Here is a 23831-nt window from a genome sequence, read left to right as displayed (position 1 = left end):
AGGCGACACCGGCCGACAGGCGTCAGAGGAGCGCAGTCAGGACCGCCCACACGATGAACGCCGACGGCAGCAGCGAGTCGAGTCGATCCATGATGCCGCCGTGTCCAGGGAGCAACGTGCCCATGTCCTTGATACCGAGGTCCCGTTTGACCTGGGATTCGACCAGATCACCGAGCGTTGCGCAGACGACCAGCACCGGTCCGAGGATCGCGCCGACCCACCAGTGGGTGTCGAGGAGGAAGACCACGCAGCAGATCGCGCCCGCCGTACCGACGACCAGTGATCCGACGAGCCCTTCCCAGGATTTCTTCGGGCTGATGGCCGGCGCCATCGCATGCTTGCCGAACAACACGCCCGCGGCATAGCCGCCGACGTCGGAGCACACCACCACCACCATCAACGTCGCCACTCGGGCGGCGCCGTGGTCCTGCACCACCATGTAGGCGCCGAACGACGCGAGCAGCGGCAACCATGCCAGCACGAACACACTCGCGGCCAGATTTCGGAGGTAGTTCTCGGGTGCGTGACCGATCCCCTGGGCCAGCAGCATCCAGACCATCAGGATCAGCACCGTCGCCGCGAACGCGGTGAGCACTCCGGTCTGCGCCCAGGGCCAACTCGACCAGATGATCGCCTGCCCGCCGATCAGCAACGGCCACAGCGCCACCTGGAAGCCGCCGTCGCGCAACCGCTTGGTCACCTCCCACGTCGCGATCGCGAACGCAACGGCAACCACGCCGTACCAGATCTTCGGCGCGAACAGCAGGATCAGGATGATAGAGACACCGAGGGACCCGCCGACCGCGATCGCCGCGGGCAGATTTCGGCCCGCCCGCGACTTCTTGGGCGCAGGCGCCTCCCCGGACACCGGCTCGGCGGGGGTCCCCGAACCCTCGCCGCCTTCGGCAGGCGGCGTGTTCGCGGAGGATTCGGTGGCCATCACTTCCGGTATAGACGCGTGGGTTGGGTCAGTGCTCACACTTCGAGCAATTCGTTCTCTTTGTGCTTCACCAGGTCGTCGACCTGGGTGACGTAGCCGGCGGTCGTCTTGTCGAGTTCCTTCTCAGCGCGGTTCACCTCGTCCTCGCCGGCCTCGCCATCCTTCTGGATGCGCTTGAGTTCGTCGACGGCCTTACGGCGGACATTACGGATGGCCACCTTCGCGTCCTCGCCCTTGCCTTTGGCCTGCTTGACGAGCTCGCGCCGCCGTTCCTCGGTGAGCTGAGGGATCGCGACCCGGATGATCGTGCCGTCGTTGGTCGGGTTCACGCCGAGGTCGGAGTTGCGGATCGCCGTCTCGATGTCGCGCAGTGTGGAGGGCTCGTAGGGCTTGATCACGACCATCCTGGCTTCCGGCGTGTTGATGCTCGCCACCTGCGTGACCGGGGTGAGCGCACCGTAGTACTCGATGTTGACCTTGTTGAACATCGCAGGATTGGCACGGCCGGTGCGAATCGAGCCCATGTCGTCCTTGGCGACACCGACCGCCTTCTCCATCTTCTCTTCGGCGTCCAGCAGCGCGTCGTCGATCATCGTCGTCCCACTTCTACTCGGTACGGGTTCGGATTGGTGCAGGTCATGAGGGCACGAGCCGGCATGACTACGTTGCCACCAGGGTGCCGATTCGCTTGCCTGCGACTGCCCGGGCGATGTTGCCCTCCTCCAGCAGATTGAACACCAGCATCGGCATCTTGTTGTCCATACACAGACTGAACGCGGTCGCGTCGGCGACCTTGAGTTCCTTGTCGAGCACCTCGCGATGGGTGACCTCGGTGTACATCTTGGCATCCGGGACGAGACGAGGATCGGCGTCGTACACACCGTCGACCCCCTTGGCCATCAAGACGACCTCGGCCTTGATCTCCAGGGCCCGCTGAGCTGCGGTGGTGTCGGTGGAGAAATAGGGCATCCCCATGCCTGCGCCGAAGATCACCACCCGCCCCTTTTCCAGGTGACGTTGCGCCCTCAGGGGCAGATAGGGCTCGGCCACCTGGCCCATCGTGATGGCGGTCTGGACGCGCGTGCTCACGCCACGCTTCTCCAGAAAGTCCTGCAAGGCGAGACAATTCATCACCGTACCGAGCATGCCCATGTAGTCCGACCGGGATCGATCGAGTCCACGCTGCTGGAGTTCGGCGCCTCGGAAGAAGTTGCCACCGCCGATGACGACCGCAACCTGCACCCCCGATCCGACCACATCGGCGATCTGGTCGGCGACGGTCGCCACGACGTCGGGATCGAGACCTACCTCGCCGCCGCCGAACATCTCACCCCCGAGTTTGAGAAGCACGCGACGGTAGCCGTGACGTTCGGACTGCTGCATGTCGGGGGTTTCGCTCATCAACATCCTCACTCGTCGGTTCGGTGAACATCGTACGTCCCTCGACGAGCGGTCCGGCGAAGAGCGGTCGGCGCGCCCGTCCGCAGGACGAGTCGGCCCACGCAGAGCACGCATGCGGACGGCGTGCGCGAGCTGTCAGAGAGCGCCGACGTCGGCCAGAGTGCGACCAGGAACCGTCCGCATCGGAGGCCGATCGTCGAGCACCGGATAGGCGCGACGGACGGAGTGCCCGTCACCCTCCATCAGGAACTGGGTGAGAGGACTCCCCGAATCCTCGATCCCGAGCCTACTCATCAGTGTCGCGACGATCTGGCGGGACATCGGCCCCAGTTCACGTAGAGGGCGGTTGCGATGGATCCTGGTCCCGAGATTGACCTGACCCATCGCATCCATCCCATGCCGGCTCAACGTGTCGAGGAGGATGCCGATCTCCACGCCGTATCCCGGGGCGAACGGAATCGATGTCAGCAACTCGCGGGTTCCGGCATATTCGCCTGCCAGAGGCTGGATCAGGGCGGACAGCTCGGGCCTCAGAGCCGCGACCAGAGGCCGCACCACGAGCTCGGTCACCCGCCCGCCGCCGGTCGGATCGATCCCGCCGGATCCCATGAGCGGCCGACGGTAATAGCCCTTGACCAGCTGCAACTCGGGCAGCATCAGCAGCGGACCGACGAGCCTGGGCACATACATCGGATCGGGATCCACCAGGTCACTGTCGACGTAGACCACGATGTCGCCGATCGTCGTCGCCAGCGACCGCCACAGGACCTCACCCTTGCCCGGCAACGGCGCCACCCCCGGCAACGCCGACTCCCTGCTCTCCACACGTGCCCCCGCGGCCGCTGCGCGAGCCATGGTGGCATCCGACGACCCGGAGTCGACCACGACGACCTCGTCGACGAGCCCACCCACGAGGGGCATGATGCTCGCAATCACGGACCCGACGGTCCGCTCCTCGTCGAGGGCCGGCAACACCACCGAGATCGACCGGCCCTCCTTGTGGGCGATCAATTCGTCGATCGACCACTCCGGCCGGTCCCACGTGTTCGATTCCAGCCAGGTCGCCGAGCCCGCCATGTCGGCGATCGTCATCGAATCGCGGTCCATCCCGGTCCCACCGTCCGCGGCAGTCCCGGCACGGTCGTGACGACGGGCCGTCACGCGGCGAGAGCCCGTCGGAACTGCGGCCACGCGCGGTGCAGTTCGTCCTGCCAGTACGGCCACGCGTGAGTGCCGCCGTCGTACAGGTGGAATGTCGCGGCGACCCCTTGTTCTCGCATGCGTCGCTGGAGGTTGCGCGTACATTCGCCGGTTGCGGTCTCGATGACCGCACCGACCGCGATCTGGTCGAACAGCTTGCCGCCGTTTCCGTCGATGCCCGGCCCGTTGATCGTGTCGTAGCGTCCGGGCGTCCCGGAACCGTTGGAGACGTAGACGGACTTGCCGCGGAACTCGTCGACGTGCAGGTACGGGTCGTTGTCCCGCCATGACGGGTCGGTGGGCGGCCCCCACATGTTGAGAGTGTTTCCACCGCCGCGTCCCTCCACCACCATCCGGACGACGGCTTGCCCGAGCGGGTCACTGGTCTGCGCGCATCCACTGAACGAACCGATCGCCTGGTAGCGCTTCGGAGCGTGTAGCGACAGCTGGAAGACCGATGTCCCGGCCATCGAGATACCGGCAATTGCGTTGCGTCCGTTGCCATCGAAACGCGCGTCGATGGCCCGCGGGAGCTCGTCGGTCAGAAAGGTGGACCACTTCTGGTACCCCAGTGTAGGATCCGGGCGCTTCCAGTCGGTGAAGTAACTCGCCGCACCGCCCATCGGGACGACGACGTTGACATGCTCGCCGGCGAAGAAGGGCCGGATGTCGGTCTGGTCGAACCAGCTGCTGCCACCCTCGCCCCCGGCGGCTCCGTTCAACAGGTAGAGCGTCGGAGCAGGACCGCCACCGCGCGCGGGAATCACCTTGACGGACAACGCTCTACGCATCGCCACCGAGTGCACCGTGAGGTCGATCTCGTGGGTCGACCGGACATGCTCGGCGACGATCGTCGCACCCAACGGGGTCGCGGACGACACCGACGGCACCAGCTGCCCCGCCATGGCGACACAGGCCATCGCGGCCGCTGTCGTCACTCCCCATGCGGCGACGACCCGCATGACTCGTGAGACCGATGGCCCCGCCTCAGGCTTGCCCATCCTTGTCACCCCCATCGCAGAAACACCCGACTCGGTGTCGACGCTTGGAGTGTGCCGTAACACCTCCCCGCTGTCCACCCCCTCGCAGGTACGCATGACTGGGACCTTTGTCCAATTAAAATTGTTGACAGGCAACATCTTTCATGGGTGGATGCTGTGGGAGGGATTGAACTTCCCGGTCCGGCCGGCTCTCGTTTCGAGATCTCGCGTCCAAGTGCGGTAGCCCACGGGCGAGCCACCGCTCCATCCGCAATCAGCGAATAGAGGTTAGAGATGGTAAGTTTCGGGCTCATCGACGAGTGGAACCCTCGTCCGGGACGATTGACCAGCTGGGTCGCGTCTCCATCATCGATCGCCGAATCATCGCGTGCTGCAATGCATCCGGTGCCGCCGTCGCATCAGCAGGAGGAGTACCTCCGCGCTGCGGATCGCAACCGATCCGCCGGCTTCCGGTTCTCACGTCTGTGTCTGATCGCGTTCGACATCCGAGCGCAGCTGGACCCTTCGGCATTGACCACCGCGCTGACCACCTTCCTGCGCCGACACGACACGTTCAGGTCATGGTTCTCGGTCGAGCCCGACGGATCCGTCGCCAGACATGTGACCGAACCGGAGACGATCGAACTGCTCTGCAACGATCACGGCGATTTCTCCACGCCGGCCCGCATCCGTGCGCACGTACAGCAGGAGACCCCCGGGCCCTTCGACTGGGACTGCTTCTCGTTCGGCGCAATCGAGTGGGATGGCGGATTCACCATCTACTGCGCCGTGGATCATCTGAACACCGATGGCATGTCGCAGGCGATGACCTGCGTCGATCTGATGACTCTGTACATGAATGCGGCGTTCGGCATGGACACCGCCCTGGCGCCGGTCGGCAGCTATGTCGACTACTGCGACCGCGAGCGGTCCATCTCGCGCGAACTGTCCCGGGATTCTCCCCGGGTCCAGAGGTGGATCGACGTCGTGTCGGACCATGGCGGCCACCTTCCCCGCTTTCCGCTACCGCTCGGAAAGGATGCCGACACCCACACCCGCAGTGCGCATCTCACGACGAAGGTCTTCGACGACGATGCTGCTGCACAGCGATTCGAGGACGCCTGTCGGGCGAACGGCGGAAACGTCACAGCCGGCCTCATGGCCATCGCCGCGCTGGCCTACGCCGAGTTCACCGGCGAGTCCGGCTATCTGGGAATGACGCCCAAGAGCACCCGGCAGACCGGCAGTGAACTGAACTCGGTCGGATGGTTCACCAGCCTCATCCCGGTCCCGGTGACGGTACGGCCCGACAGCACGTTCGCCTCGGCGGTCGCGCAGGCCGCCCGGAGTTACGAGGCCGGGAAAGACCTGACCGATGTGTCCTTCCACCGGGTCCTCGAGCTCGTGCGACCGGAAGACGGCATCGATGTCGAGCCCGGCTGGTCGGTTCCGATGATCTCCTACATCGACGTGCGGAAGCTGCCCGGCGTCGAGATGTTCGACGCCATCAACGGATGCCTGTACGGCAACCGGGGCAGCAGCGAAGAGGTGTTCATGTGGATCAACCGATTCCAGGAAGAGACCTCGATGACCTTCTTGTATCCCGACACCGAGATCGCCCGGGAATCTGTGCACGACTACACGCACAAGTTCATCGAGATCATGGAAACCGTTGCGAGTCAGGGTGACTACGACCAGGTTGCCCCCGCGCTGACCCGGTGACCCCGCCCGCGCACGACCGGGGCACGATGGCGAGTGCCGACGCCGCGCCTGCGGATTCGGCCGCGGCCGAGCCGGTCGACCGCGCAGCGTGGTTGGCCCTCGCCGGCTGCCTGCTCGGTCTGTTCATGCAGATGCTCGACACCACGATCGTCAACATCGCACTCCCGGACCTGACCACCGACCTCCGCGCGTCCACCTCCGAGCAACTGTTGGTCCTCAGCGTGTACACCCTGGCATTCGCGTGCACCCTGCTGACCGCCGCAACCCTGGGCGGCCGCCTCGGTCGCCGGCGCGTGTTCGTCACCGCGATCCTGGCGTTCACCGTCACGTCGGTGCTCTGCGGTGTGGCTCAGGGACCTGTCGAGCTGATCGTGTTCCGGGGTGCCCAGGGTGTCAGCGCCGCTCTCATGTCGGCACAGACGTTGGCGCTCATCGCCGCACTCTTCCCCAAGACCCGACATGGTCTGGTGTTCGGCATCTACGGCGCCGTCGCAGGTCTCGCCGCGATGCTCGGGCCCGTCATCGGTGGTGTGCTCGTCACCTCGGACGTCCTCGGGTGGGGTTGGCGGACGATCTTCTTCGTCAACTTCCCGCTCGGCGTGATCGCGTGTGGGTTGGCGTGGCGCCGGCTTCCGCAACTGCGTGAGCTGCCCGCACCCCGACTGGATCTGCGTGGAATGGCCCTGTCGACCGCGGGTCTGTTCTTTCTGCTGTATCCCCTCGCCGTGGGACGTGAGCAGGGTTGGCCGCCGCGGCTCTGGGTCATGATGGGTGCGTCGACCGTGCTGCTCGTCCTGTTCGTGGTCCTCGAACGGCAACTCCTCGCACGGGGCGGCGCACCCTTGCTCAGGGTGGATCTGTTCGGCTCTCGACGCTTCACCGTCGGTCTGTCGCTCTCGCTGCTCTTCTTCAGTGTGTTCGCCGGATTCTTCTTCACCGTCTCCATCTCGGCCCAGTTCGGACTCGGCTACTCCCCGTTGCGCACCGGACTGCTGGCACTGCCGTTCGCGGTCGGCGGTGTCGTGGGATCGGTACTCTCCCCTGCCGTCGTCGACCGGATCGGGTCGGCGCGGACATTGTGTGCCGGTGTCCTCGTACTCGGCACCGGGCTCGCCTGGATCGGGCTGACGCTGCAGCCGATCAGCGGGACGATGTCGATACCCGCGGTGATCGCGCCACTCGTGGTCGGTGGTATCGGCACCGGTCTGTTCGTCGCGCCGCTGCAGACGGCGATCCTGTCGGACACCTCCGAGGCGAACATCGGCTCGGCATCGGGATGCGTACCGACGGTTCAGCAGATCGGCGCGTCGATCGGGCTGGCCGTCGTGTCCCTGTTCTTCTTCGGTCAGGTTGCCGCTCACGCGCAGTCAGTGGTGCCGACAGCACGTGCGGAACTCGTCGCAGAGCTGCAGCACACCACCGTCGAGCCGATGTTCCGCGGTCCGATGGCCGATCGGTTCGCCGACTGTGCACGCGACCGTCTGACCTCGCCGCATCCCGATCGACCCACGCCGGGGTGCGGCGGCGATGCCTCGGCACGGAGTGGCATGGCGGCGGATCTGGTCGACAAGGCCGAGGGCCAATTGCAGGTGGCGGGCCGGTCAGTGGCGGCACGAAGTTTCGTGGGGGCGTTCCAGACGACGTTGTGGGTGCTCGCCGGTATGTGCGCGGCGATCGCCGTGCTGACGCTCGGTCTCGGCCCGCGGCGCGGTCCCGTGCACCACCCCGAACAGCAGACAACCCCGCGTCACCTCGGCGGTGACGCGGGGTTGTCTGTTGGTCAACAGGTCAGGACTGGCCGACCTCGAAGCGGGTGAAGCCGTTGATGGTCACGCCTGCTTCGTCGAGAAGAGCCTTGACGGTCTTCTTGGAGTCCTGCACCGACGGCTGGTCGAGCAGCACGACATCCTTGTAGAAGCCGTTCACGCGGCCTTCGACGATCTTCGGCAGCGCCTGCTCGGGCTTGCCCTCTTCCTTCGCGGTCTGCTCGGCGATGCGGCGCTCGTTCTCCACCACGTCGGCGGGCACCTCGTCGCGGGTCGCGTACTTCGCCCGCAGCGCGGCAACCTGCATGGCTGCGCCACGCGCGGCCTCGGCAGCGGCGTCGCCCTCACCGGTGTAGGAGACCAGCACGCCGACAGCAGGCGGCAGGTCCGATGCACGCTTGTGCAGGTACACGGCGACGGGACCGTCGTAGTAGGCGACCCGACGCAGTTCGAGCTTCTCGCCGATCTTGGCCGACAGCGCGGCGACGGCCTCGTCCACGGTGCCGCCAGCCAGAGCCGCCGCCTTCAGCGCGTCGACGTCACTGGTCTTGGCGACCGCCGCGGCGTCGAGGATCTGGTCGGCGAGTTCCTGGAACTCGGCGTTCTTCGCGACGAAGTCGGTCTCCGAGTTCAGCTCGATCAGCACGCCGTCCTTGGCTGCGACGAGGCCCTCGGCAGTGGAGCGCTCGGCGCGCTTGCCGACGTCCTTCGCGCCCTTGATGCGCAATTCCTCGACGGCCTTGTCGAAGTCGCCGTCGTTGTTCGCGAGCGCGTTCTTGCAGTCCATCATTCCTGAGCCGGTGAGCTCACGGAGACGCTTCACATCGGCTGCGGTGTAGTTCGCCATCGGTGGCGAGCCTCCTTAGAGAGAGTGTCGGATGCCTCCCCGGGCCGGGTCGCGGCCCGGGGAGACGTCAGGACTGGTTCCTACTGGGCCGGGGTGGTTCCGGCCTCGCCACCGGCGGGCGCGGTGGCCTGGGTGAGCAGTTCCTGCTCCCACTCGGCCAGGGGCTCGCCGCCGCCGGCTTCCGGCTTGGAATCGTCGGAGGACTGGCCGGCACGGGCCTGGACTCCCTCGGCGACCGCCGAGGCGACCACGCGGGTGAGCAGAGCGGCGCTGCGGATCGCGTCGTCGTTGCCCGGGATCGGGTAGTCGACGAGGTCCGGATCGCAGTTGGTGTCGAGGATCGCGATGACCGGGATGTTGAGCTTGCGTGCCTCACCGACAGCAATGTGCTCCTTGTTGGTGTCCACCACCCAAACGGCGGACGGCACCTTGGCCATATCGCGGATACCACCGAGTGTCCGCTCGAGCTTGTTCTTCTCACGCGTGAGCATGAGGATTTCCTTCTTGGTGCGACCCTCGAAGCCACCGGTCTGCTCCATGGTCTCGAGTTCCTTCAGGCGCTGCAGGCGCTTGTGGACGGTCGAGAAGTTGGTGAGCATGCCGCCGAGCCAGCGCTGGTTCACATACGGCATGCCGACGCGAGTGGCCTCTGCGGCGATCGACTCCTGCGCCTGCTTCTTGGTACCGACGAAGAGGATCGTGCCACCGTGGGCAACGGTCTCCTTGACGAACTCGTACGCCTTGTCGATGTAGGTCAGCGTCTGCTGCAGGTCGATGATGTAGATGCCGTTGCGGTCGGTGAAGATGAACCGCTTCATCTTCGGATTCCAACGGCGGGTCTGATGCCCGAAGTGTGCGCCGCTGTCAAGCAGCTGCTTCATGGTCACGACAGCCATGTCGTCATTTCCTTTGTGTGCAGTTGACATCGACACCGGTCGGTGCCGATCCTGACGCCTGCCGCCGTGGTGGACCCGGGTCGCAGTTCTCGACCGCATCCGGGACCGCCCACCCGGCGTGATGAACCGCTTTTCACGAGGTGAGTGCGGTTCGCAACGCAGGCGCGCGAAGTCACCTCACCGAAATCGATGAGGTGCGTGGGCCAGTTTACGCCGGTCATCTGCCGAAAACCAAAAACCCCACCCGGCGTTCTGCCGGGCCGTGCGCGGTCGCCTCCGACGACGGCGATTTCCGCGGGAGCCGATCACGCCACCTGTGCGTCAGATGTTCATGGCCGACCATGATCGACGGACCCGACGGCACCGCCGGAAACGCCTGTTCCGGGTCATCCTGTACGCATTGTCCGAGCTCGTGCTGGTTGCCGTACTGCTGTGTGCGCTGCCGGGTGTGGCCGGCGGCGCCAATCCACGATTCCGACTGCCCCTGCCACCGCCGCCCGCGGTGGACCGTGGATTCGACCCTCCCGAGCACCGGTGGCAACCGGGTCATCGCGGAGTCGACCTCTCGACGTCGCCGGGCGCCGTCGTCCACGCGGCCGGCGCCGGGACGGTGCAGTTCGCCGGTGTGGTCGCCGGGCGCCCCGTCGTGTCGATCCGGCACGCCGATGCGCTGATCACCACCTACGAGCCGGTCCGCGCCTCGGTCCGACAGGGCACGACGGTACGGCGCGGTGAGGTGATCGGCACCGTGATCGCCGGACACGAGGGATGCTCTGCGCCTGCCTGCCTGCACTGGGGTGCTCGCCGGGGCCAGGGCAGGGCGGCCACCTACCTGAACCCCCTGGCCCTGATCGGCGCGCTCCGCGTCCGACTGAAACCCGTCGGTGGGATCAGGCCCGGGGATGCGCCTGCCGATGGACCGCACGCAGGCGTTCCACACTGACATGGGTGTAGAGCTGCGTGGTCGCCAACGACGAGTGCCCGAGCAACTCCTGCACCACCCGGAGATCGGCACCACCTTCGAGAAGATGCGTGGCCGCGCTGTGCCGCAGTCCGTGCGGCCCCATGTCCGGCCCGCCGGCGGCCGCGACCGCCCGGTGCACCACACGTCGGGCCATCCGCTGGTTGAGCCGGCCGCCCTGTGCGCCGAGCAAGAGAGCGCCCGCCGACGACGGCCCGGACAATGCCGGCCGCCCGTGCGCCAACCAACGGTCGATCGCCACCGCGGCCGGATCCCCGTACGGCACCGTCCGTTCCTTGTTCCCCTTACCGGTGACCCGCAGAACGCGTCGCGTCTCGTCGACGTCGCCGACATCGAGGCCGCAGAGCTCTCCGACACGAATCCCGGTGGCGTACAACAGTTCCACGATCAACCGATCACGCAACGCGAGCGGTTCCTCATCGGTCCCGCCATCGGCCGCCGAACGCATCGTCGCGGCGGCCTGGTCCGGCGCCAGGACAGCGGGCAACGTCCGGTGCGCCTTCGGCGCCTGCAGACGCGTCGACGGGTCGGCGCCGAATACCCCCTCGCGGGCGGCCCACGCGCAGAAGGCCTTGGCCGACGACACCCGGCGCGCGATCGAGGTCCGCGCAGCGCCACGGCGCGTGTGGTCGGCAAGCCAACTCCGCAGCAGCGACAGGTCGATGTCTGCGACCGACACACCCCGTGCCCCCGCAAACGTGACGAGTCCTCGGACGTCAGCGACGTACGCGCGCACGGTGTGCTCGCTGTGCCCCTTCTCGTAGGTGAGAAAGGAGGTGAAGTCGTCGAGGACGCCGGCGACGTGAGGCGAAGCGGAGTCGGACTCGGCGGTCATGGCATCGAGAGAACTAGCCACCGTGACCGAGCGCAACCGGGCACGCGGTCCGTTGCCGGATCGTGGCCGTCCGCGACGGCTATACCGCAGCTCCGGTTACCTCCTCGGCAGCGCGCAGGTCCGACTTCCACTCTCGGAAGCCCTCTTCGGTCCGACCCCGGCGCCAGTAGCCGGAGATCGACGCATTCTTTGCCCCGACACCGCGTTCCTTGCGCACGTAGGCGCGCAGATTGTGCATCACTGCCTGCGCCTCGCCGTGGATGAACACATGCGGTTCACCGTCGAGCCACTCGGCGGCGCGGACGGCTGCGATCAGGGGAGCATTGTCGCCGGCCCGGTCGTCACCGACCTCGCCCGCCGGGCCACCGCGATGGACCCACACGATCTCCGCACCGGCCGGTGCGGTGAGCGCGATCTCGTCCTCCGGACCCGCGACCTCGACGAACACCTTCGCGACGGCGTCGTCGGGCAGCGCCTCGAGTGCGGCGGCGACCGCAGGCAATCCGGCCTCATCACTGGCCAACAGGTGCCAGGGAGCCGTCGCCGCCGGCCGATAGCCGCCCCCGGGACCGAGGAACCGAACGGTCGCACCGGGTTCGACGGTTGCCGCCCACGGACCCGCGATGCCCTCGTCGCCATGGACGACGAAGTCGACGGCGATCTCGCGTCGGTCCACATCGATCGAGCGCACCGTGTAGGTCCGCAGTACCGGCTGCTCCGCTGCCGGCATGAGCCGCATCTGCTTGCGGTCGACGTCCCCCTGGAATGGCGCACCATCGGGGCCGAAGGCAATCTTGATGTACAGGTCGGTATCCCAGGTACCACGATCACCGTCGGGGGTGAAGTCGTCGAAGTCGTCGCCACCGAGGTAGAGACGGACGAAGTGCGGGCTGAGCTGCTCGCGTCGGAGCACCGTCATGATGTTCATGTGTTTGGCCATGAAGCCTCCTCTCGGACACCACAGTACGCCGCATTAGGTAAACCTAAGTAAAGAGTTCCGACGCATCGTATTCGCGGTGTGATCTAACCTGGGAGTTCAGGTCGTCGAATTGTCAGTACACAGTCACAACCCATCGAGGTCAACATGCCGGAGCCGTCTCCTCGACGCGGATCGCGTCTGACCGTGGATGACTGGCTCGATGCCGCGATGCAACTGCTGATCACCGAAGGCGTCGGAGCCATCAAGATCTCGCGGCTGTGCGCCCACCTCGGGGTCACCAAAGGTAGCTTCTACTGGCATTTCACCGATATCGCCGCGCTCATGTCGGCGCTCGCCGATCACTGCCGAGAGGTCGAGGAGTCGGCGAGGCAGACATTGGCCGATCTGCAGACCCTCCCCCCGGTGGAACGGATCGAGGCGATGGTCCGACTGGTGTCCGATCCTCGGCGCTGGACGGTCGAGGCCGCCGTCCGCACCTGGGCCGAAACCGATGAATCCCTGGCGGACACCGTGGCCGCACTCGACGAGCAGATCTTCGACATCGCCCACGAGGCGATGCGCGAACTCGGTTTCGACGAGCCGGAGGCACATGCGCGCGCGACGACTCTCCTGTACGCCGGGATCGGTTATCTGCACGCGCGCCGGCGCCACGGCCCCGCAAGTGACGACGACACCCGGATCTTCATCGACCTGCTCACCGGGCGCTGAACGGTCTCACACCTGCGGGTCGTCTTCACGGAGTCCCCATGGCTGCCCGTATCCGCCCTGGGACTCGTCCGCTCGCATCAACTCGAGGAAGGGTTCTGCCGGGAAGGCCTCGGGACCGAGGACGCCCGTTCCGCGCCAAGTCCCCGCGGCCAGCAGTTCGAGCGCGATCACCGGCCCCAGCGCGGTCTGCCAGACCACACATTGCGTGCCGTACTCACGCATCGTCCACTCGTTGTCGCTGACGTGGTAGAGGTACACGCGGCGTGGTCGCCCGTCTTTGATGCCAGTGACCGCCAGCCCCGCGCAGGTCTTGCCGGTCATGACCGGTCCGATGGTGGCAGGGTCGGGCAGGACGGCGGCCACCACGTCACGCGGGGCCACCCGCACACGTCCCGCCGCCGAGCGCACGCCGACCGGCTCGGTGGAATCGAGACCGAGCGTGTTGAGAACTCGGAGCACACCGATGAACTCCTCCCCCAGACCGTATTTGAACGTGACGCGTCGCGCGTCGCACCATCGCGGCATCAGCAGGACCTCTTCGTGTTCGACGTTCACACATTCGACCCGGCCGATCCCCTCGGGGAAGTCGAACACCTCCGGCTCGGAAAAGGGCGGCGTGGTGAAGAAACCCCTGTCCCTCTCCCAGATCACCGGCGGATTCAGACATTCCTCGATGGTGGTCCAGATGCTGAACGACGGCGCGAAGACCTCCTCGCCACTCTCGTTGCGCACCACCAAGTTTGCGCCGTCCCGGGTGCCGAGTTCGTGGACCTCGTCGAAGAGGTTGTCGCAGGCGTAGCGGGCGAACACGTCGGACAACCCGGGCTCGACCCCCATCCCGACCAGCGCCAGGCGACCGCCCCCCTCCCAGTCCGCGGCGGCGGCGAACTGCTCGTCACCGAGCTTCACTCCGGTTTGCCGGTGGGGTTCGGACGGGTGCGGAGTCGACAGACTCATGGCCATGTCCAGATAGTCGGCGCCGCCGGCGAAGGCTCCGCCGAACACCGTCGGCACGAACTTCGGTTCCACCGCATTCATCACGTGCGTCGCACCGTGATCCCGCACCGCATCGCGAATCGCCGACGCATCGCCCGCGTCGATCGCCACCGCGCTGAACCTCGCGGCGGCACCCGGGCCATGCACGTCGACGATCGCGGCCACCGTGCGCCGCGCCCGGTCCTCGTCGTAGTCAGCGACGACCATGTGGTCGAAGAACTCACGTCGAGCGGCGATCTTCGCAACGGCGTCACCCACACCGCCGGCGCCGACCAGCAGGATTCTCATACACCGACCCTAGTCGGGGACATCGACGTCGATGACGGATTGACGGGTCGTCACACGTGCCCCCGCCAAGCTCAGACCGGCCACCGGAGTGGCCCAGCTGCGACGATGCGGAGGTGCCCGTTGCGTGACGCGTCCATGGCCCTCGGGGCCGATCTCGACCCACGGCGAGGACCAAGAAGTCCAGCGTTCTCGCGCCGCCGCCGTACACGCCAACGGGCCGGCACGTTCCAGTCAGGGCAATCGCCACATTCCTGCGTCATTCACCACGTGTCCACTGACGTCCATCCGGGCCAGGGCGGATCGCACGACCGGGATGTCGAGCCCGGCGGAGAACGAGATCTCCTCGATCGTGACCGAGCCCCGACCCGGTAACGCGTCGTGCACACGCCGCTCGTCTGCCGTGAGGCGATCAGTGGGCCGCGTTCGGCCCCGGCCGTTGTCGGCTGCGCCGTCGGGAGCGGCAAGCGCGATGACCGACCGGGTGTCGATCACGAGCACTGCCAGGTCGTCGGCGATCATCTGGTGACATCCGATCGATGTCGCCGACGTCACCGGGCCGGGCACGGCCCCGAGCGGACGGCCGAGTTTCCGTGCCCACGCGGCCGTGTTCGCCGCGCCCGACCGACGTCCCGCCTCGACGACCACCACGGCGGCGGACATCGCGGCCACCAGGCGATTCCGGGTGAGGAAGCGATGCTTGGCAGCAGTGGTACCCGGCGGGTACTCGGAGACGACCAGGCCCCGGTCGGCGATCTCTGCGAGCAATCGTGCGTGACCGGCGGGATAGTCGCGATCGATCCCACAAGCCATGACAGCCATCGTCGAACCGCCGGAAGCCAGGGCACCACGGTGGGCGACCCCGTCGATCCCGTATGCCCCGCCCGAGGTCACTGTCCAGTTCTCCGCGACGAGTCCGGACGCGAGGCTCGACGCGACCTGCTCGCCATAGCCCGACGCGGCACGCGAACCGACCAGCGCGACACCCGTCGTCGCCAATTCGTCGAGCCGGCCCGGCCCACGGACCCACAATGCCAACGGCACTCCGCCACGGGCTGCCGTGTCCGACTGACTCAACGACATCAGCGGCCAGCCCGGCCATTCGTCGTCGTCGCGGGTCACCAGGCGGGCCCCGATCCGCTCGGCGATCTCCAGATCGTCTGCGGCGGTGTCGATGTCGGCGCGAGCGGCCGTGGCCTCGAGTACCAAGGGGTGGCCGGCCGGGACCGAACGCGCCCGTACGGCGGCTGCCGCCTCGACTGGGCCGAGCTCGTCACACAGGGATTCGATGGCAGCGCAGGGCGGTTCGGCGACACGGGCGAGATACGCCCAGGCCCGACGCTCGGCGTCGTCGAGGTGGTGGCTCATCGGTATCCTCTCCGGTCCCGGTACAGCAGGGCCTCAGCGATCTCGGTCTCGCCAGGCTCGCTACCCTGCTTCAGGTCGGCCAGGGTCCACGCGAGGCGGATCGCGCGATCGGCTCCGCGAGCCGTCACGCGTCCGTCGCGAAGAAAGAGCTCGATCGGCCGTAGAGCCTTGGGTGACAGTCGAAATCGCTGCCGCAGTGCGGAGCCCGGTACTTCTGCATTGGTCAGCCAGCCGTGTTCCGACCAACGTTCGATCGCGGTGGCCCGAGCCCGCGAGACACGCTCACGTACTGTCGCGCTGGACTCCTCGACCGAGTTCATCAGGGCGGTGTTCCCGGGTGGGTCCATGTGAACCCGGATGTCGACGCGGTCCATCAACGGCCCTGACAGCTTCCCGAGGTACCGACGTCGCGCGACAGCCGAACAGACGCAGTCGATGTCGTGCGCAGGTGCGCACGGACAGGGATTCGCGGCCATGATGAGCTGAAAACGGGACGGGTAGGTGGCCACGCCATCTCGCCGCGAGACGCGGACCTCGCCTTCTTCCAGGGGTTGTCGCAAGGAGTCGAGAACCTTTGCTCCCATCTCGGCACATTCGTCGAGGAACAGGACGCCTCGGTGCGCACGAGAAACCGCGCCGGGTCGCGCGAGGCCGGTACCTCCGCCGAGTAACGCGGTCGCGGTCGTGGTGTGGTGCGGGGCGACGAACGGCGCGTCGGTGATGAGTGGATGACCTGCGCGCAAGGTTCCGGCGATGGAGTGGATGGCCGTGACCTCGAGAGATTCTTCGGGACACAGCGCCGGCAGGATGCCGGGCAACCGTCGTGCGAGCATCGTCTTGCCGATGCCGGGCGGTCCGGTCATCAGGACGTGATGCGCGCCGGCAGCGGCGATCTCGAGGGCATGACGCGCCTCCGCCTGCCCGACGACGTCAGCCATGTCGGCGACCTCGGGTGGCGGCGGAACGCTGTCGCTTTCGGTGACGGTGTCCAGCACATGGTCTCCCGCCAGCCAGCGGACCACCTCCCGCAAGGTATGTGCGCCGCCGACGTCGAGGTCGGCGACAAGAGCGGCCTCCGCGATGTTCGGAATCGGCACCACCGCATGGGTGAACCCGCAGTCGCGGGCCCTTTTCAGGGCCGGTAGCACTCCTCGCACCGGCCGTAGCCCGCCGTCGAGGCCGAGTTCTCCGAGGAACACAGTGTGGTGCAACCTGGTGGTGGTCACCTGCTCGGTGGCGGCAAGGATCGCCAATGCCATACCGAGATCGAACGAGGAGCCCGCCTTGGGGAGGTCGGCCGGAGCGAGTGAGACCGTCACCTTCATGTCCGGGAACTTGAGCGTGCTGTTCGAGATCGCCGCACGCACGCGGTCGCGGGCCTCGCGCAGCGACGCATCGACCGTGCCGGTGACCGCGAAGCCTGGCAGTCCGTGCCCCACGTTCGCCTGGATCTCGATCTGCCGCGCGACAAACGCGTTGAGTCCCACCGAATGCACGCGCCCGAGCCCGGTGACGAGGCCCGGCTCGCTCATGCGAACACGCCTCGATGGTGACGCACCACGGCCCGGTCGACCGCGGTCGGATCCCTCGAGTCGAGTTGTACGGACAGCACGTCGAAGCGGATCTCGCCCCACCAGCCCTCGCGATGATCGGCCAGCCAGTGGCGGATCAGCCGCCGCATACGCGCGAGCTTGAGAGGGGTGACGGCCGCGGCCGGATCGTCGAAGATCCGGGAGGCCCGCGTCTTCACCTCCACGACGACCAGTACCGACCCGTCGGCCGCGATCAGGTCCAGCTCGCCGAATCGGTTGCGCCAGTTGCGCTCGATCACGGTCCACCCGAGACCCTGCACGTGCTCGGCGGCGAGATCTTCACCGAGACGGCCGATATCCGCGCTACGTGGCCGCCGAGGCGTGCCAGAACGCTGCGGCCGGGATATGTTGTCGCTCATGCCATAAGCATCGTCGGAGCGTACGACGATTCAGGTCGTCACAGCCGAAATCGTCCGGTTCTGTGGATGGTTCAGAGAATGTGGACAGGTTGCGTCCTTTTCCCGGCCACAGGTCAGAGCTTGAGATCCGTGTCGGTCCCGTCGGCTTCATCTGATCTTGGCGCGGGCGCCTCGGCTACGGCCGGTGCCTGCGGGGGCGCCCAGTCCCCGATCACCGGCGGCCCGACCAATGGCAGGCTCCCGACGATCTCCGCCCCGTTCTCCTGCGTGTGGAGGTAGTGCGCCGGCTTGTGGCTCCGGTCGTCGGATCCGCGCGCGCGTCCTCCGTGGGGTGCACCGCCCATCGGCCCGCCTGCACGCCCCGGGCCGGCGCCCACAGGTGTCGTGGAGCTCGCAGGCGTAGTCGACGGCGACGCTGCTGCGGGCAACGCTCCCGACAGTCGTCGCGACATCGCCGATGCCGCGTTGGCGCCACCGGTCCCGCCCGAGCCGCCGGCGCCCGCATTCGGGCCGCCGACCTTCCCGCCCGAGCCCGCCGCTCCCGCGGCGCCCCCGGCGGGCATCATTCCTGTCGGGACCGTCGAATTGCCCGAGCTGTTCGCGCTCCCGAGGCCGCCGCGGGAGAGGTCGTCGGGATCATCGGCACCGCCACCGCCGCTCGCGGCGTCATCGCCCAGTGACAAAGGTTTGTCGCCAGAGGAATTAGTGTTCGAGGACGGTGCATTTGCGGCCGTACCCGCATCGGTCGGCGTCGCCGCCCCGGACGCTGCACCGTTGTTGCCGTACTCGCCGAGGTCAGACGATCCGCCTGCGGTGGTGTGGGTGCTTCCGCCACCACTGTTTCCACCGCTACCACCTGAGCCACCGACGACGCTGGCGGTCGACCCTGCGATCAGGGCGGAACCGACTGACGGATTCATGATCGGGTCAGGAGCTTGACCCGCTGCAGAGCTCATCGGCCCGTTGTAAAGACTCGTCATGAGGGATGCGGCGCGCGTCATGATCTCCGCAGCGTCCTCGGGTTTTTCTTCCATCTCCTTCTGCATCTGCTGAAGAAAAGGCTCCTGCACCTTGGCGGCAGCCAGGATCCCCTGCGCCGTCGCCAAGGCACCTACTCCCCCCGAGACGGACTTCGCTCCGGAAGTTATTTCGGTCGCAAGTCGAGACGCGCGTTCCGCACTTCCCTGCGCGGCGTGACCTTCGAGACCATCCTGAGCGAAGTCTTTCAGACGCTCTGTCGCTTTGATCGCGGCGTCGATGGCCTGTTGCAGCGCGGCAGCATCCGCCCCGGCCGTGCCCGGCTCCATCGAGGCGATTCGGCTCAGCATCTGTTGGATCGCCAGCTGCCAGTCCGTCGATCCACCGCTCGATGCGCCGGCCGATCCCGCGTTCTTGCCGTCATCCGACGCGTCCCAGAAGTATGTGGAGCCATCGTCCGCCACGGATCCCCCTCGGTCTGCGCCTTCCACCGGTCGCCACCATCGATGTCCAACGGTTGGCTATCCTACTTGTGACTTCTGTGTCTGCGGGCACGAGACCTGCAGGTGTGGATCGCTAGGGTGGAACCGCTGCGGCGCATGCGACGTCGAAGGTTCTGTGGGGAGGACTGTATGAGCGGTGGGGATGGGACGTCGATGCGCGGGGAGGTGGGGAGGATGCTTGGCGCTCCCGATGTGGTGTCCGATGACGTCGCTTGGACTCGGCGCGCTGAGGCCGCGAAGGCAGCAGCGCGAGAACTCGCCGACTGCAGACACAGGGTAATGACGATCGTAAACTCGAACTATTTCGGCCGCGATTGCGTGGAAGGGCTCAATCTCTATAACGCACTCCGCACAGCGATTGTTGAAAGCGGCTGGCGTACACAGCTTGGCGACCATATTTCTGAATTAGACACTCTAGCCGCTAACTGTCTCGCTGCAGCTGAATCGATCCGTAATCAAGATTCCCAGTTGGCCCAAGACTTTGAAAACTAGTGACGCGATTCTGATCAACCGACGTGCGAGCATATTTGCTGTGGTGTTGGCCGCCTCGGTTGCCACTGGGTGCTCCGAGCCAATCAGCGGCAGCCCAACGCAACAATCAAGTCTTGCCGCCTCCAATACATCGTCAGGCCCACGACAGACTGACGACAATGGTGTTTCACTTCCCTTTGAGAATCGGTTCCTCCTGCGATGGAACGGCTCAAATGATGGAACGTCCTATGAACCTTGCACCACAGATCCGAATGATCTTTCGCGCATCGGTATCGACCCCCGAAGTGTAAAAGATGCAGCAACTGTTGACGGCCAGTCATTGCGCGGATGCACCTGGAACTACTTGCCGCCTCAATCCGAATATTTGGCAATCTCGCAAACAGTCGTGGACTCAAGCGATCTTTCCTGGTATAAGCAACAAAATCAGGTGGGCTCAACCTGGCTACCCGATAGAGTTATCGGAGGGCGCGATATCGGTGTGGCAAGTGATACTTCTGGAAGCTGTACAACGTACGTTCAGTCCGGAGGTAGCGGAGTAATCACCCTTGCCGATTACGCTCTGAGCCCAAGCAAACCCGTGGCGGAGATCTGCGGCTACGCGATCGATATGGTTACAGCCACCATCAACAAAATCCCCAAATAACCAAGCCACCAAATGAATCCCTAGCATTAATCCGCGTCAGGTGCGGATTAATGCTACAAAATCGCGCGCGGGTGGGCGGGGGCGGGCGGCGGGGCGCGGTGGATCACGGCTCGTCCGGGAGCCGGAGTTCCGGCTTCTCGAGCTCCTCGATGTTGACGTCCTTGAACGTGATGACCCGAACCTGTTTGACGAAGCGCGCAGGTCGGTACATGTCCCAGACCCACGCGTCGGACATGCGCAGCTCGAAGTAGATCTCGCCCTCGGTGTTGCGGGGCACCATCTCCACCCCGTTGGCGAGGTAGAAGCGCCGTTCGGTCTCCACCACGTAGGTGAACTGACCGACAATGTCCTTGTACTCGCGGTACAGGGAGAGTTCCATCTCGGTTTCGTACTTCTCGAGATCCTCAGCACTCATTCGACAAGCCTATCGTGGTCGGGTCGGGGCCGGACGTCACCCGCGCGGCGACATTCCGGTAGGACATACGGTGCTGCACCGACGGTCCGTGACGATCGATGCAAGACATGTGATGGGCTGTGCTGTAGCCCTTGTGAACGGCGAAATCGTAACCGGGGAGGTCGGCGTCCATCGCGACCATGATCCGGTCCCGGGTCACCTTGGCAATGATGCTGGCGGCCGCGATACACGCGGCGGCACCATCGCCACCGATCACGGGTAGCGACGGGACCGTCAGCCCTGGGACCACGAATCCGTCCGAGAGCACGTATCCGGGGGTGACGTCGAGGCCGGCAACCGCGCGACGCATCCCTTCGATGTTCGCGACGTGGATGCCGATCCGGTCGATCTCATCAGCGTCAATTATGACGGCACTCCAGCTCAACGAGTACTTCGTCACCGCCTTGTACAGCGACTCGCGGACCGCCTCGGTGAGGCGCTTGGAGTCGTCGAGATCGGCGAGCGAGGCGATCTGCGTGGGCTTGAGGACGCACGCGGCAACCACCAGCGGTCCCGCGCATGCTCCCCGACCTGCCTCGTCGACGCCTGCGACCGGACCGAGCCCGTTGCGATGCAGCGCGAACTCGAAGGTACGCAGACTTGCTGCCCGACGAATCGGGAATCGTGGCGGCCAACGGCTCACAGTTCACTTACCCCCACCGGTGCAATCCCCGAATGTCATGACTGGGGATTGGGCGAGGACACACCACCGATCCGCGAGAAGGGATAGATGATGAATCGGACCTTGCCGCGGATGTCGCTCTCCGGCACCGTGCCGTGGAACTCGTCCTCCATGTGGAACCGGGAATCCGCCGAATTGGCGCGGTTGTCGCCCATCACCCACACGTTGCCGTCGGGCACCTTGACCGGACCGAAGTCGGGCCCGTAGCAGGAGTTCGGCTGACCGTTGGGGCCCGCTGCCATCTCGTTGCCGGCTGCGACGTCGTCGGCCTGCAACTGCTTGTCGACGTACGGCTCTGTCAAGGGTTTGCCGTTGACCTTCACCCCGACGTTCTCGGCGTTCTTGCATTCCACGGTCTGCCCGCCGGTCGCGATCACGCGCTTCACCAGATCGTTCTCGTCCGGCGGCGCGAAACCGAACCACGACAGACCATCCTGCAGTCCGTGGACGACCGGGTTCTCGGAGCGGGGCGAAAGCCACGCGCCGTCCCATGACTCGCTGGGAGCTTTGAACACCACCACGTCACCGGGGCTGGGGTCGCCGAAGCGGTACGACAGCTTGTCGATGACGATGCGGTCGTTGGTGCAGCCTGCACAGCCGTGCAGGGTCTGCTCCATCGATTCGGACGGTATGACGTACTGACGTCCGATGAAGGTCTGCAACAACCAGGTCAGCAGAAGCACGCAGCCGATGATGATGACTGCTTCACGAAGTAGCGAGCCACGCTTCTCGGGTTTGTCACTCTTGGTGCGCCATGGGCGCTCATCGGGGTGGTCGCCGTCACGGTCCCAGCCGTAGTCCCCCGCATCGGAGGACGAGCGATCGGCAGCGTGTTCGGATTCCCCACCCGTGGAGTGTGTGTCAGCCACGTCGTCAGGGTAGACGCGTCAGCGCTTTTCCTTGATCTTGGCTGCCTTGCCGCGCAGATCGCGCAGGTAGTAGAGCTTCGCGCGTCGCACGTCACCGCGGGTGACCACGTCGATCTTGGCGATGTTCGGGCTGTGCACCGGGAAGGTGCGCTCAACGCCGACGCCGAAGGACACCTTGCGCACGGTGAAGGTCTCGCGCACGCCACCGCCCTGGCGACGGATCACAACGCCCTTGAACACCTGGACGCGCTCCTTCGAGCCCTCGATCACCTTGACGTGGACGTCGAGGGTGTCACCGGGTCCGAACTTGGGGATGTCGTCGCGCAACGACTGCTTGTCGAGAAAGTCGAGGGTGTTCATTGTGGTAGGTCCAATCTGGCGGTTCGCGTGAACAGAGGAACCTGGCGGCCCGCACTCGACCTCCCGACGCGCGGGTGATCATGTGTGAGGTTCGACCGGTTCGTGCTCCGAGTCAAGGTGCGTCCCGGGACCACGTCCCTCAGGTGGGACATCATCGCCAGGCAACCCGACTATTGTGCCAGACAGACCCCGCTGCGGCGAAATCGCCGGTGGCGGCGGCGCCGGATGCACCACGTGATCGAGCCGATCCTCGGTCGCGGCCCGGACGTGCGGCAGGACGTCGGGACGCCCGGCGACCAGATCCTGGACGAAGATCTTCGCCCGGACGAACGGGCGTCGGAGCTTCCGCTCCCGCTCGATCGCCCGTTTCAGTTTCCTCGGTCGCGACAGATATCGCCAGCGCGCCCACGGTGAGGTCGGACGCGCCAGCCGGATCACCCCGACTATCAGCAAAGGCCACGCGAACACGCCGATCACGCCGGTCCACACCTTGCCTTTCAACACGACGATCGCAGCTAGCGCCAGGTTCAGCACCGCGGCGATCAGGTCGACCACAAAGGTCCGTCCGATCCGCAGATCGTGGAGAGCATCGAAGTAGAGGTCGAGAGGCCGGAATCCGAGCAGGATCATGCCGGTTGCCGCGAGGGCGATGAAGACCGCATCCACAGACGTCCGACCCTCTTGCGACCAATAGACGTCGCGCAGGTAGAAGATCAGCGCGAACTCGTCGAGGATGAGGGCGGCGCCGACTCCGAACAGCCCGGCCAGGACGGACATGGCCGCTTGATCACCACTGAGCGCGAACGCGATCAACCCGAGCCCGGACAACAGCGTCAGGACCACCCCGAACACCACGTGGTGGACGTGCGTGTCGCCCGCGGTGACGTTGGAGAACCACCAGCCGACGTCGGCCCTGATCAACCGCACGCTGATGCGGATCACCACGAAACCGACGATCAGCCCCAGGAAGAACACCAGCAGGGGCAATCGCCCCCGCTCGATGATGTCGTGTGACATCCAATCGGCGGCCCGA

Annotated in this window: 24 protein-coding genes; 5 read left to right on the top strand and 19 right to left on the bottom strand. The window is 66.0% G+C overall.

Annotated features, from left to right (window positions below; genetic code table 11):
- Nucleotides 1–22 precede the first annotated feature (22 nt).
- From OVA31_RS21170 to OVA31_RS21150, 5 genes are all read right to left on the bottom strand, one after another.
- On the bottom strand, nucleotides 23–940 hold the full coding sequence (locus tag OVA31_RS21170; RefSeq protein WP_267628530.1) for a phosphatidate cytidylyltransferase: 918 nt from the start codon (nucleotides 938–940) through the stop codon (nucleotides 23–25).
- A 35-nt stretch (nucleotides 941–975) separates the two neighbouring features.
- Entirely contained in the window at nucleotides 976–1533 is a 558-nt protein-coding gene (gene frr / locus OVA31_RS21165) for a ribosome recycling factor (RefSeq protein WP_267628529.1), read from the bottom strand.
- A gap of 67 nt (nucleotides 1534–1600) precedes the next feature.
- Complete coding sequence (pyrH, locus tag OVA31_RS21160; RefSeq protein ID WP_190268198.1) at nucleotides 1601–2341, bottom strand: UMP kinase; 741 nt, start codon at nucleotides 2339–2341, stop codon at nucleotides 1601–1603.
- A 135-nt stretch (nucleotides 2342–2476) separates the two neighbouring features.
- Nucleotides 2477–3433 carry a glucosyl-3-phosphoglycerate synthase gene (locus tag OVA31_RS21155; RefSeq protein WP_420714226.1) on the bottom strand — a complete coding sequence of 319 codons (957 nt, stop codon included), beginning with the start codon at nucleotides 3431–3433 and terminating at the stop codon, nucleotides 2477–2479.
- 65 nt (nucleotides 3434–3498) lie between these two features.
- A complete protein-coding gene (locus OVA31_RS21150; protein ID WP_267631636.1) occupies nucleotides 3499–4446 on the bottom strand; it encodes an alpha/beta hydrolase in 948 nt (315 codons plus the stop codon).
- Nucleotides 4447–4815: 369 nt separating this feature from the next.
- On the opposite strand from OVA31_RS21150, the gene OVA31_RS21145 reads away from it, so the two are divergent.
- Nucleotides 4816–6243, top strand: a complete 1428-nt coding sequence (locus tag OVA31_RS21145) for a condensation domain-containing protein (protein WP_267628527.1) — start codon at nucleotides 4816–4818, stop codon at nucleotides 6241–6243.
- A gap of 26 nt (nucleotides 6244–6269) precedes the next feature.
- Nucleotides 6270–8060: an MFS transporter gene (locus OVA31_RS21140; protein WP_267628526.1), complete on the top strand. Its 1791-nt coding sequence runs from the start codon at nucleotides 6270–6272 to the stop codon at nucleotides 8058–8060.
- On the opposite strand, the gene tsf is transcribed toward OVA31_RS21140, so the two are convergent.
- Together tsf and rpsB are read right to left on the bottom strand one after the other, a co-directional pair.
- Nucleotides 8032–8856, bottom strand: a complete 825-nt coding sequence (gene tsf / locus OVA31_RS21135) for a translation elongation factor Ts (protein ID WP_267628525.1) — start codon at nucleotides 8854–8856, stop codon at nucleotides 8032–8034. The genes OVA31_RS21140 and tsf overlap by 29 nt on opposite strands.
- Nucleotides 8857–8936: 80 nt before the next feature.
- On the bottom strand, nucleotides 8937–9752 hold the full coding sequence (gene rpsB / locus OVA31_RS21130; RefSeq protein ID WP_164306762.1) for a 30S ribosomal protein S2: 816 nt from the start codon (nucleotides 9750–9752) through the stop codon (nucleotides 8937–8939).
- Nucleotides 9753–10077: 325 nt separating this feature from the next.
- Between rpsB and OVA31_RS21125 the strand changes: the two genes are divergently transcribed.
- Nucleotides 10078–10695, top strand: a complete 618-nt coding sequence (locus tag OVA31_RS21125; RefSeq protein WP_267631635.1) for a M23 family metallopeptidase — start codon at nucleotides 10078–10080, stop codon at nucleotides 10693–10695.
- On the opposite strand, the gene OVA31_RS21120 is transcribed toward OVA31_RS21125, so the two are convergent.
- Entirely contained in the window at nucleotides 10643–11569 is a 927-nt protein-coding gene (locus tag OVA31_RS21120; RefSeq protein ID WP_267628524.1) for a tyrosine recombinase XerC, read from the bottom strand. The genes OVA31_RS21125 and OVA31_RS21120 overlap by 53 nt on opposite strands.
- A 79-nt stretch (nucleotides 11570–11648) precedes the next feature.
- A complete protein-coding gene (locus OVA31_RS21115; protein ID WP_267628523.1) occupies nucleotides 11649–12509 on the bottom strand; it encodes a siderophore-interacting protein in 861 nt (286 codons plus the stop codon).
- A 144-nt stretch (nucleotides 12510–12653) separates the two neighbouring features.
- On the opposite strand from OVA31_RS21115, the gene OVA31_RS21110 reads away from it, so the two are divergent.
- The gene (locus tag OVA31_RS21110) at nucleotides 12654–13217 is read left to right on the top strand and encodes a TetR/AcrR family transcriptional regulator (RefSeq protein ID WP_267628522.1); all 564 of its coding nucleotides are present in this window, start codon (nucleotides 12654–12656) and stop codon (nucleotides 13215–13217) included.
- A 6-nt stretch (nucleotides 13218–13223) separates the two neighbouring features.
- On the opposite strand, the gene OVA31_RS21105 is transcribed toward OVA31_RS21110, so the two are convergent.
- The 5 genes from OVA31_RS21105 to OVA31_RS21085 form a co-directional block, all read right to left on the bottom strand.
- Nucleotides 13224–14501, bottom strand: a complete 1278-nt coding sequence (locus OVA31_RS21105; protein WP_267628521.1) for a saccharopine dehydrogenase family protein — start codon at nucleotides 14499–14501, stop codon at nucleotides 13224–13226.
- Between the two features lie 231 nt (nucleotides 14502–14732).
- Nucleotides 14733–15866, bottom strand: a complete 1134-nt coding sequence (dprA, locus tag OVA31_RS21100; protein ID WP_267628520.1) for a DNA-processing protein DprA — start codon at nucleotides 15864–15866, stop codon at nucleotides 14733–14735.
- Nucleotides 15863–17398, bottom strand: coding sequence for a YifB family Mg chelatase-like AAA ATPase (locus OVA31_RS21095; protein ID WP_267628519.1), 1536 nt, complete (start codon nucleotides 17396–17398; stop codon nucleotides 15863–15865). The genes dprA and OVA31_RS21095 overlap by 4 nt, the downstream gene beginning before the upstream one ends.
- Nucleotides 17395–17817, bottom strand: coding sequence for a YraN family protein (locus OVA31_RS21090; RefSeq protein ID WP_267628518.1), 423 nt, complete (start codon nucleotides 17815–17817; stop codon nucleotides 17395–17397). Before OVA31_RS21090 ends, OVA31_RS21095 begins: the two co-directional genes overlap by 4 nt.
- 113 nt (nucleotides 17818–17930) lie before the next feature.
- Nucleotides 17931–19259 (bottom strand): hypothetical protein, encoded by a 1329-nt coding sequence (locus OVA31_RS21085; protein ID WP_267628517.1) that lies wholly within the window; start codon nucleotides 19257–19259, stop codon nucleotides 17931–17933.
- A gap of 571 nt (nucleotides 19260–19830) precedes the next feature.
- On the opposite strand from OVA31_RS21085, the gene OVA31_RS24785 reads away from it, so the two are divergent.
- A complete protein-coding gene (locus tag OVA31_RS24785; RefSeq protein ID WP_420714096.1) occupies nucleotides 19831–20433 on the top strand; it encodes a DUF3558 family protein in 603 nt (200 codons plus the stop codon).
- Between the two features lie 103 nt (nucleotides 20434–20536).
- Here the strand turns inward: OVA31_RS24785 and OVA31_RS21080 are convergent, their stop codons facing one another.
- From OVA31_RS21080 to OVA31_RS21060, 5 genes are all read right to left on the bottom strand, one after another.
- Nucleotides 20537–20848: a DUF2469 domain-containing protein gene (locus tag OVA31_RS21080; RefSeq protein WP_267628516.1), complete on the bottom strand. Its 312-nt coding sequence runs from the start codon at nucleotides 20846–20848 to the stop codon at nucleotides 20537–20539.
- Complete coding sequence (locus tag OVA31_RS21075) at nucleotides 20838–21530, bottom strand: ribonuclease HII (protein WP_267628515.1); 693 nt, start codon at nucleotides 21528–21530, stop codon at nucleotides 20838–20840. The genes OVA31_RS21080 and OVA31_RS21075 overlap by 11 nt, the downstream gene beginning before the upstream one ends.
- A 35-nt stretch (nucleotides 21531–21565) precedes the next feature.
- Nucleotides 21566–22438: a signal peptidase I gene (lepB, locus tag OVA31_RS21070; RefSeq protein ID WP_267628514.1), complete on the bottom strand. Its 873-nt coding sequence runs from the start codon at nucleotides 22436–22438 to the stop codon at nucleotides 21566–21568.
- 18 nt (nucleotides 22439–22456) lie between these two features.
- Entirely contained in the window at nucleotides 22457–22798 is a 342-nt protein-coding gene (gene rplS, locus OVA31_RS21065) for a 50S ribosomal protein L19 (protein ID WP_164306672.1), read from the bottom strand.
- Between the two features lie 78 nt (nucleotides 22799–22876).
- Complete coding sequence (locus OVA31_RS21060) at nucleotides 22877–23815, bottom strand: hypothetical protein (RefSeq protein WP_267631634.1); 939 nt, start codon at nucleotides 23813–23815, stop codon at nucleotides 22877–22879.
- Nucleotides 23816–23831 lie beyond the last annotated feature (16 nt).

It is taken from the genome of Gordonia sp. SL306 (assembly GCF_026625785.1).
Lineage (GTDB): Bacteria > Actinomycetota > Actinomycetes > Mycobacteriales > Mycobacteriaceae > Gordonia.
The sequence above is the reverse complement of the archived record's forward strand: the minus strand, read 5'-3'. Positions and strand labels throughout refer to the sequence as shown.

Coding starts and splice junctions, on each gene's coding strand:
- OVA31_RS21170 (WP_267628530.1), bottom strand. CDS start 940: ATGGCCACCGAATCCTCCGCGAACACGCCGCCTGCCGAAGGCGGCGAG.
- frr (WP_267628529.1), bottom strand. CDS start 1,533: ATGATCGACGACGCGCTGCTGGACGCCGAAGAGAAGATGGAGAAGGCG.
- pyrH (WP_190268198.1), bottom strand. CDS start 2,341: ATGAGCGAAACCCCCGACATGCAGCAGTCCGAACGTCACGGCTACCGT.
- OVA31_RS21155 (WP_420714226.1), bottom strand. CDS start 3,433: ATGACGATCGCCGACATGGCGGGCTCGGCGACCTGGCTGGAATCGAAC.
- OVA31_RS21150 (WP_267631636.1), bottom strand. CDS start 4,446: ATGGCGGGGCAGCTGGTGCCGTCGGTGTCGTCCGCGACCCCGTTGGGT.
- OVA31_RS21145 (WP_267628527.1), top strand. CDS start 4,816: ATGGTAAGTTTCGGGCTCATCGACGAGTGGAACCCTCGTCCGGGACGA.
- OVA31_RS21140 (WP_267628526.1), top strand. CDS start 6,270: ATGGCGAGTGCCGACGCCGCGCCTGCGGATTCGGCCGCGGCCGAGCCG.
- tsf (WP_267628525.1), bottom strand. CDS start 8,856: ATGGCGAACTACACCGCAGCCGATGTGAAGCGTCTCCGTGAGCTCACC.
- rpsB (WP_164306762.1), bottom strand. CDS start 9,752: ATGGCTGTCGTGACCATGAAGCAGCTGCTTGACAGCGGCGCACACTTC.
- OVA31_RS21125 (WP_267631635.1), top strand. CDS start 10,078: ATGTTCATGGCCGACCATGATCGACGGACCCGACGGCACCGCCGGAAA.
- OVA31_RS21120 (WP_267628524.1), bottom strand. CDS start 11,569: ATGACCGCCGAGTCCGACTCCGCTTCGCCTCACGTCGCCGGCGTCCTC.
- OVA31_RS21115 (WP_267628523.1), bottom strand. CDS start 12,509: ATGGCCAAACACATGAACATCATGACGGTGCTCCGACGCGAGCAGCTC.
- OVA31_RS21110 (WP_267628522.1), top strand. CDS start 12,654: ATGCCGGAGCCGTCTCCTCGACGCGGATCGCGTCTGACCGTGGATGAC.
- OVA31_RS21105 (WP_267628521.1), bottom strand. CDS start 14,501: ATGAGAATCCTGCTGGTCGGCGCCGGCGGTGTGGGTGACGCCGTTGCG.
- dprA (WP_267628520.1), bottom strand. CDS start 15,866: ATGAGCCACCACCTCGACGACGCCGAGCGTCGGGCCTGGGCGTATCTC.
- OVA31_RS21095 (WP_267628519.1), bottom strand. CDS start 17,398: ATGAGCGAGCCGGGCCTCGTCACCGGGCTCGGGCGCGTGCATTCGGTG.
- OVA31_RS21090 (WP_267628518.1), bottom strand. CDS start 17,817: ATGAGCGACAACATATCCCGGCCGCAGCGTTCTGGCACGCCTCGGCGG.
- OVA31_RS21080 (WP_267628516.1), bottom strand. CDS start 20,848: ATGAGTGCTGAGGATCTCGAGAAGTACGAAACCGAGATGGAACTCTCC.
- rplS (WP_164306672.1), bottom strand. CDS start 22,798: ATGAACACCCTCGACTTTCTCGACAAGCAGTCGTTGCGCGACGACATC.
- OVA31_RS21060 (WP_267631634.1), bottom strand. CDS start 23,815: ATGTCACACGACATCATCGAGCGGGGGCGATTGCCCCTGCTGGTGTTC.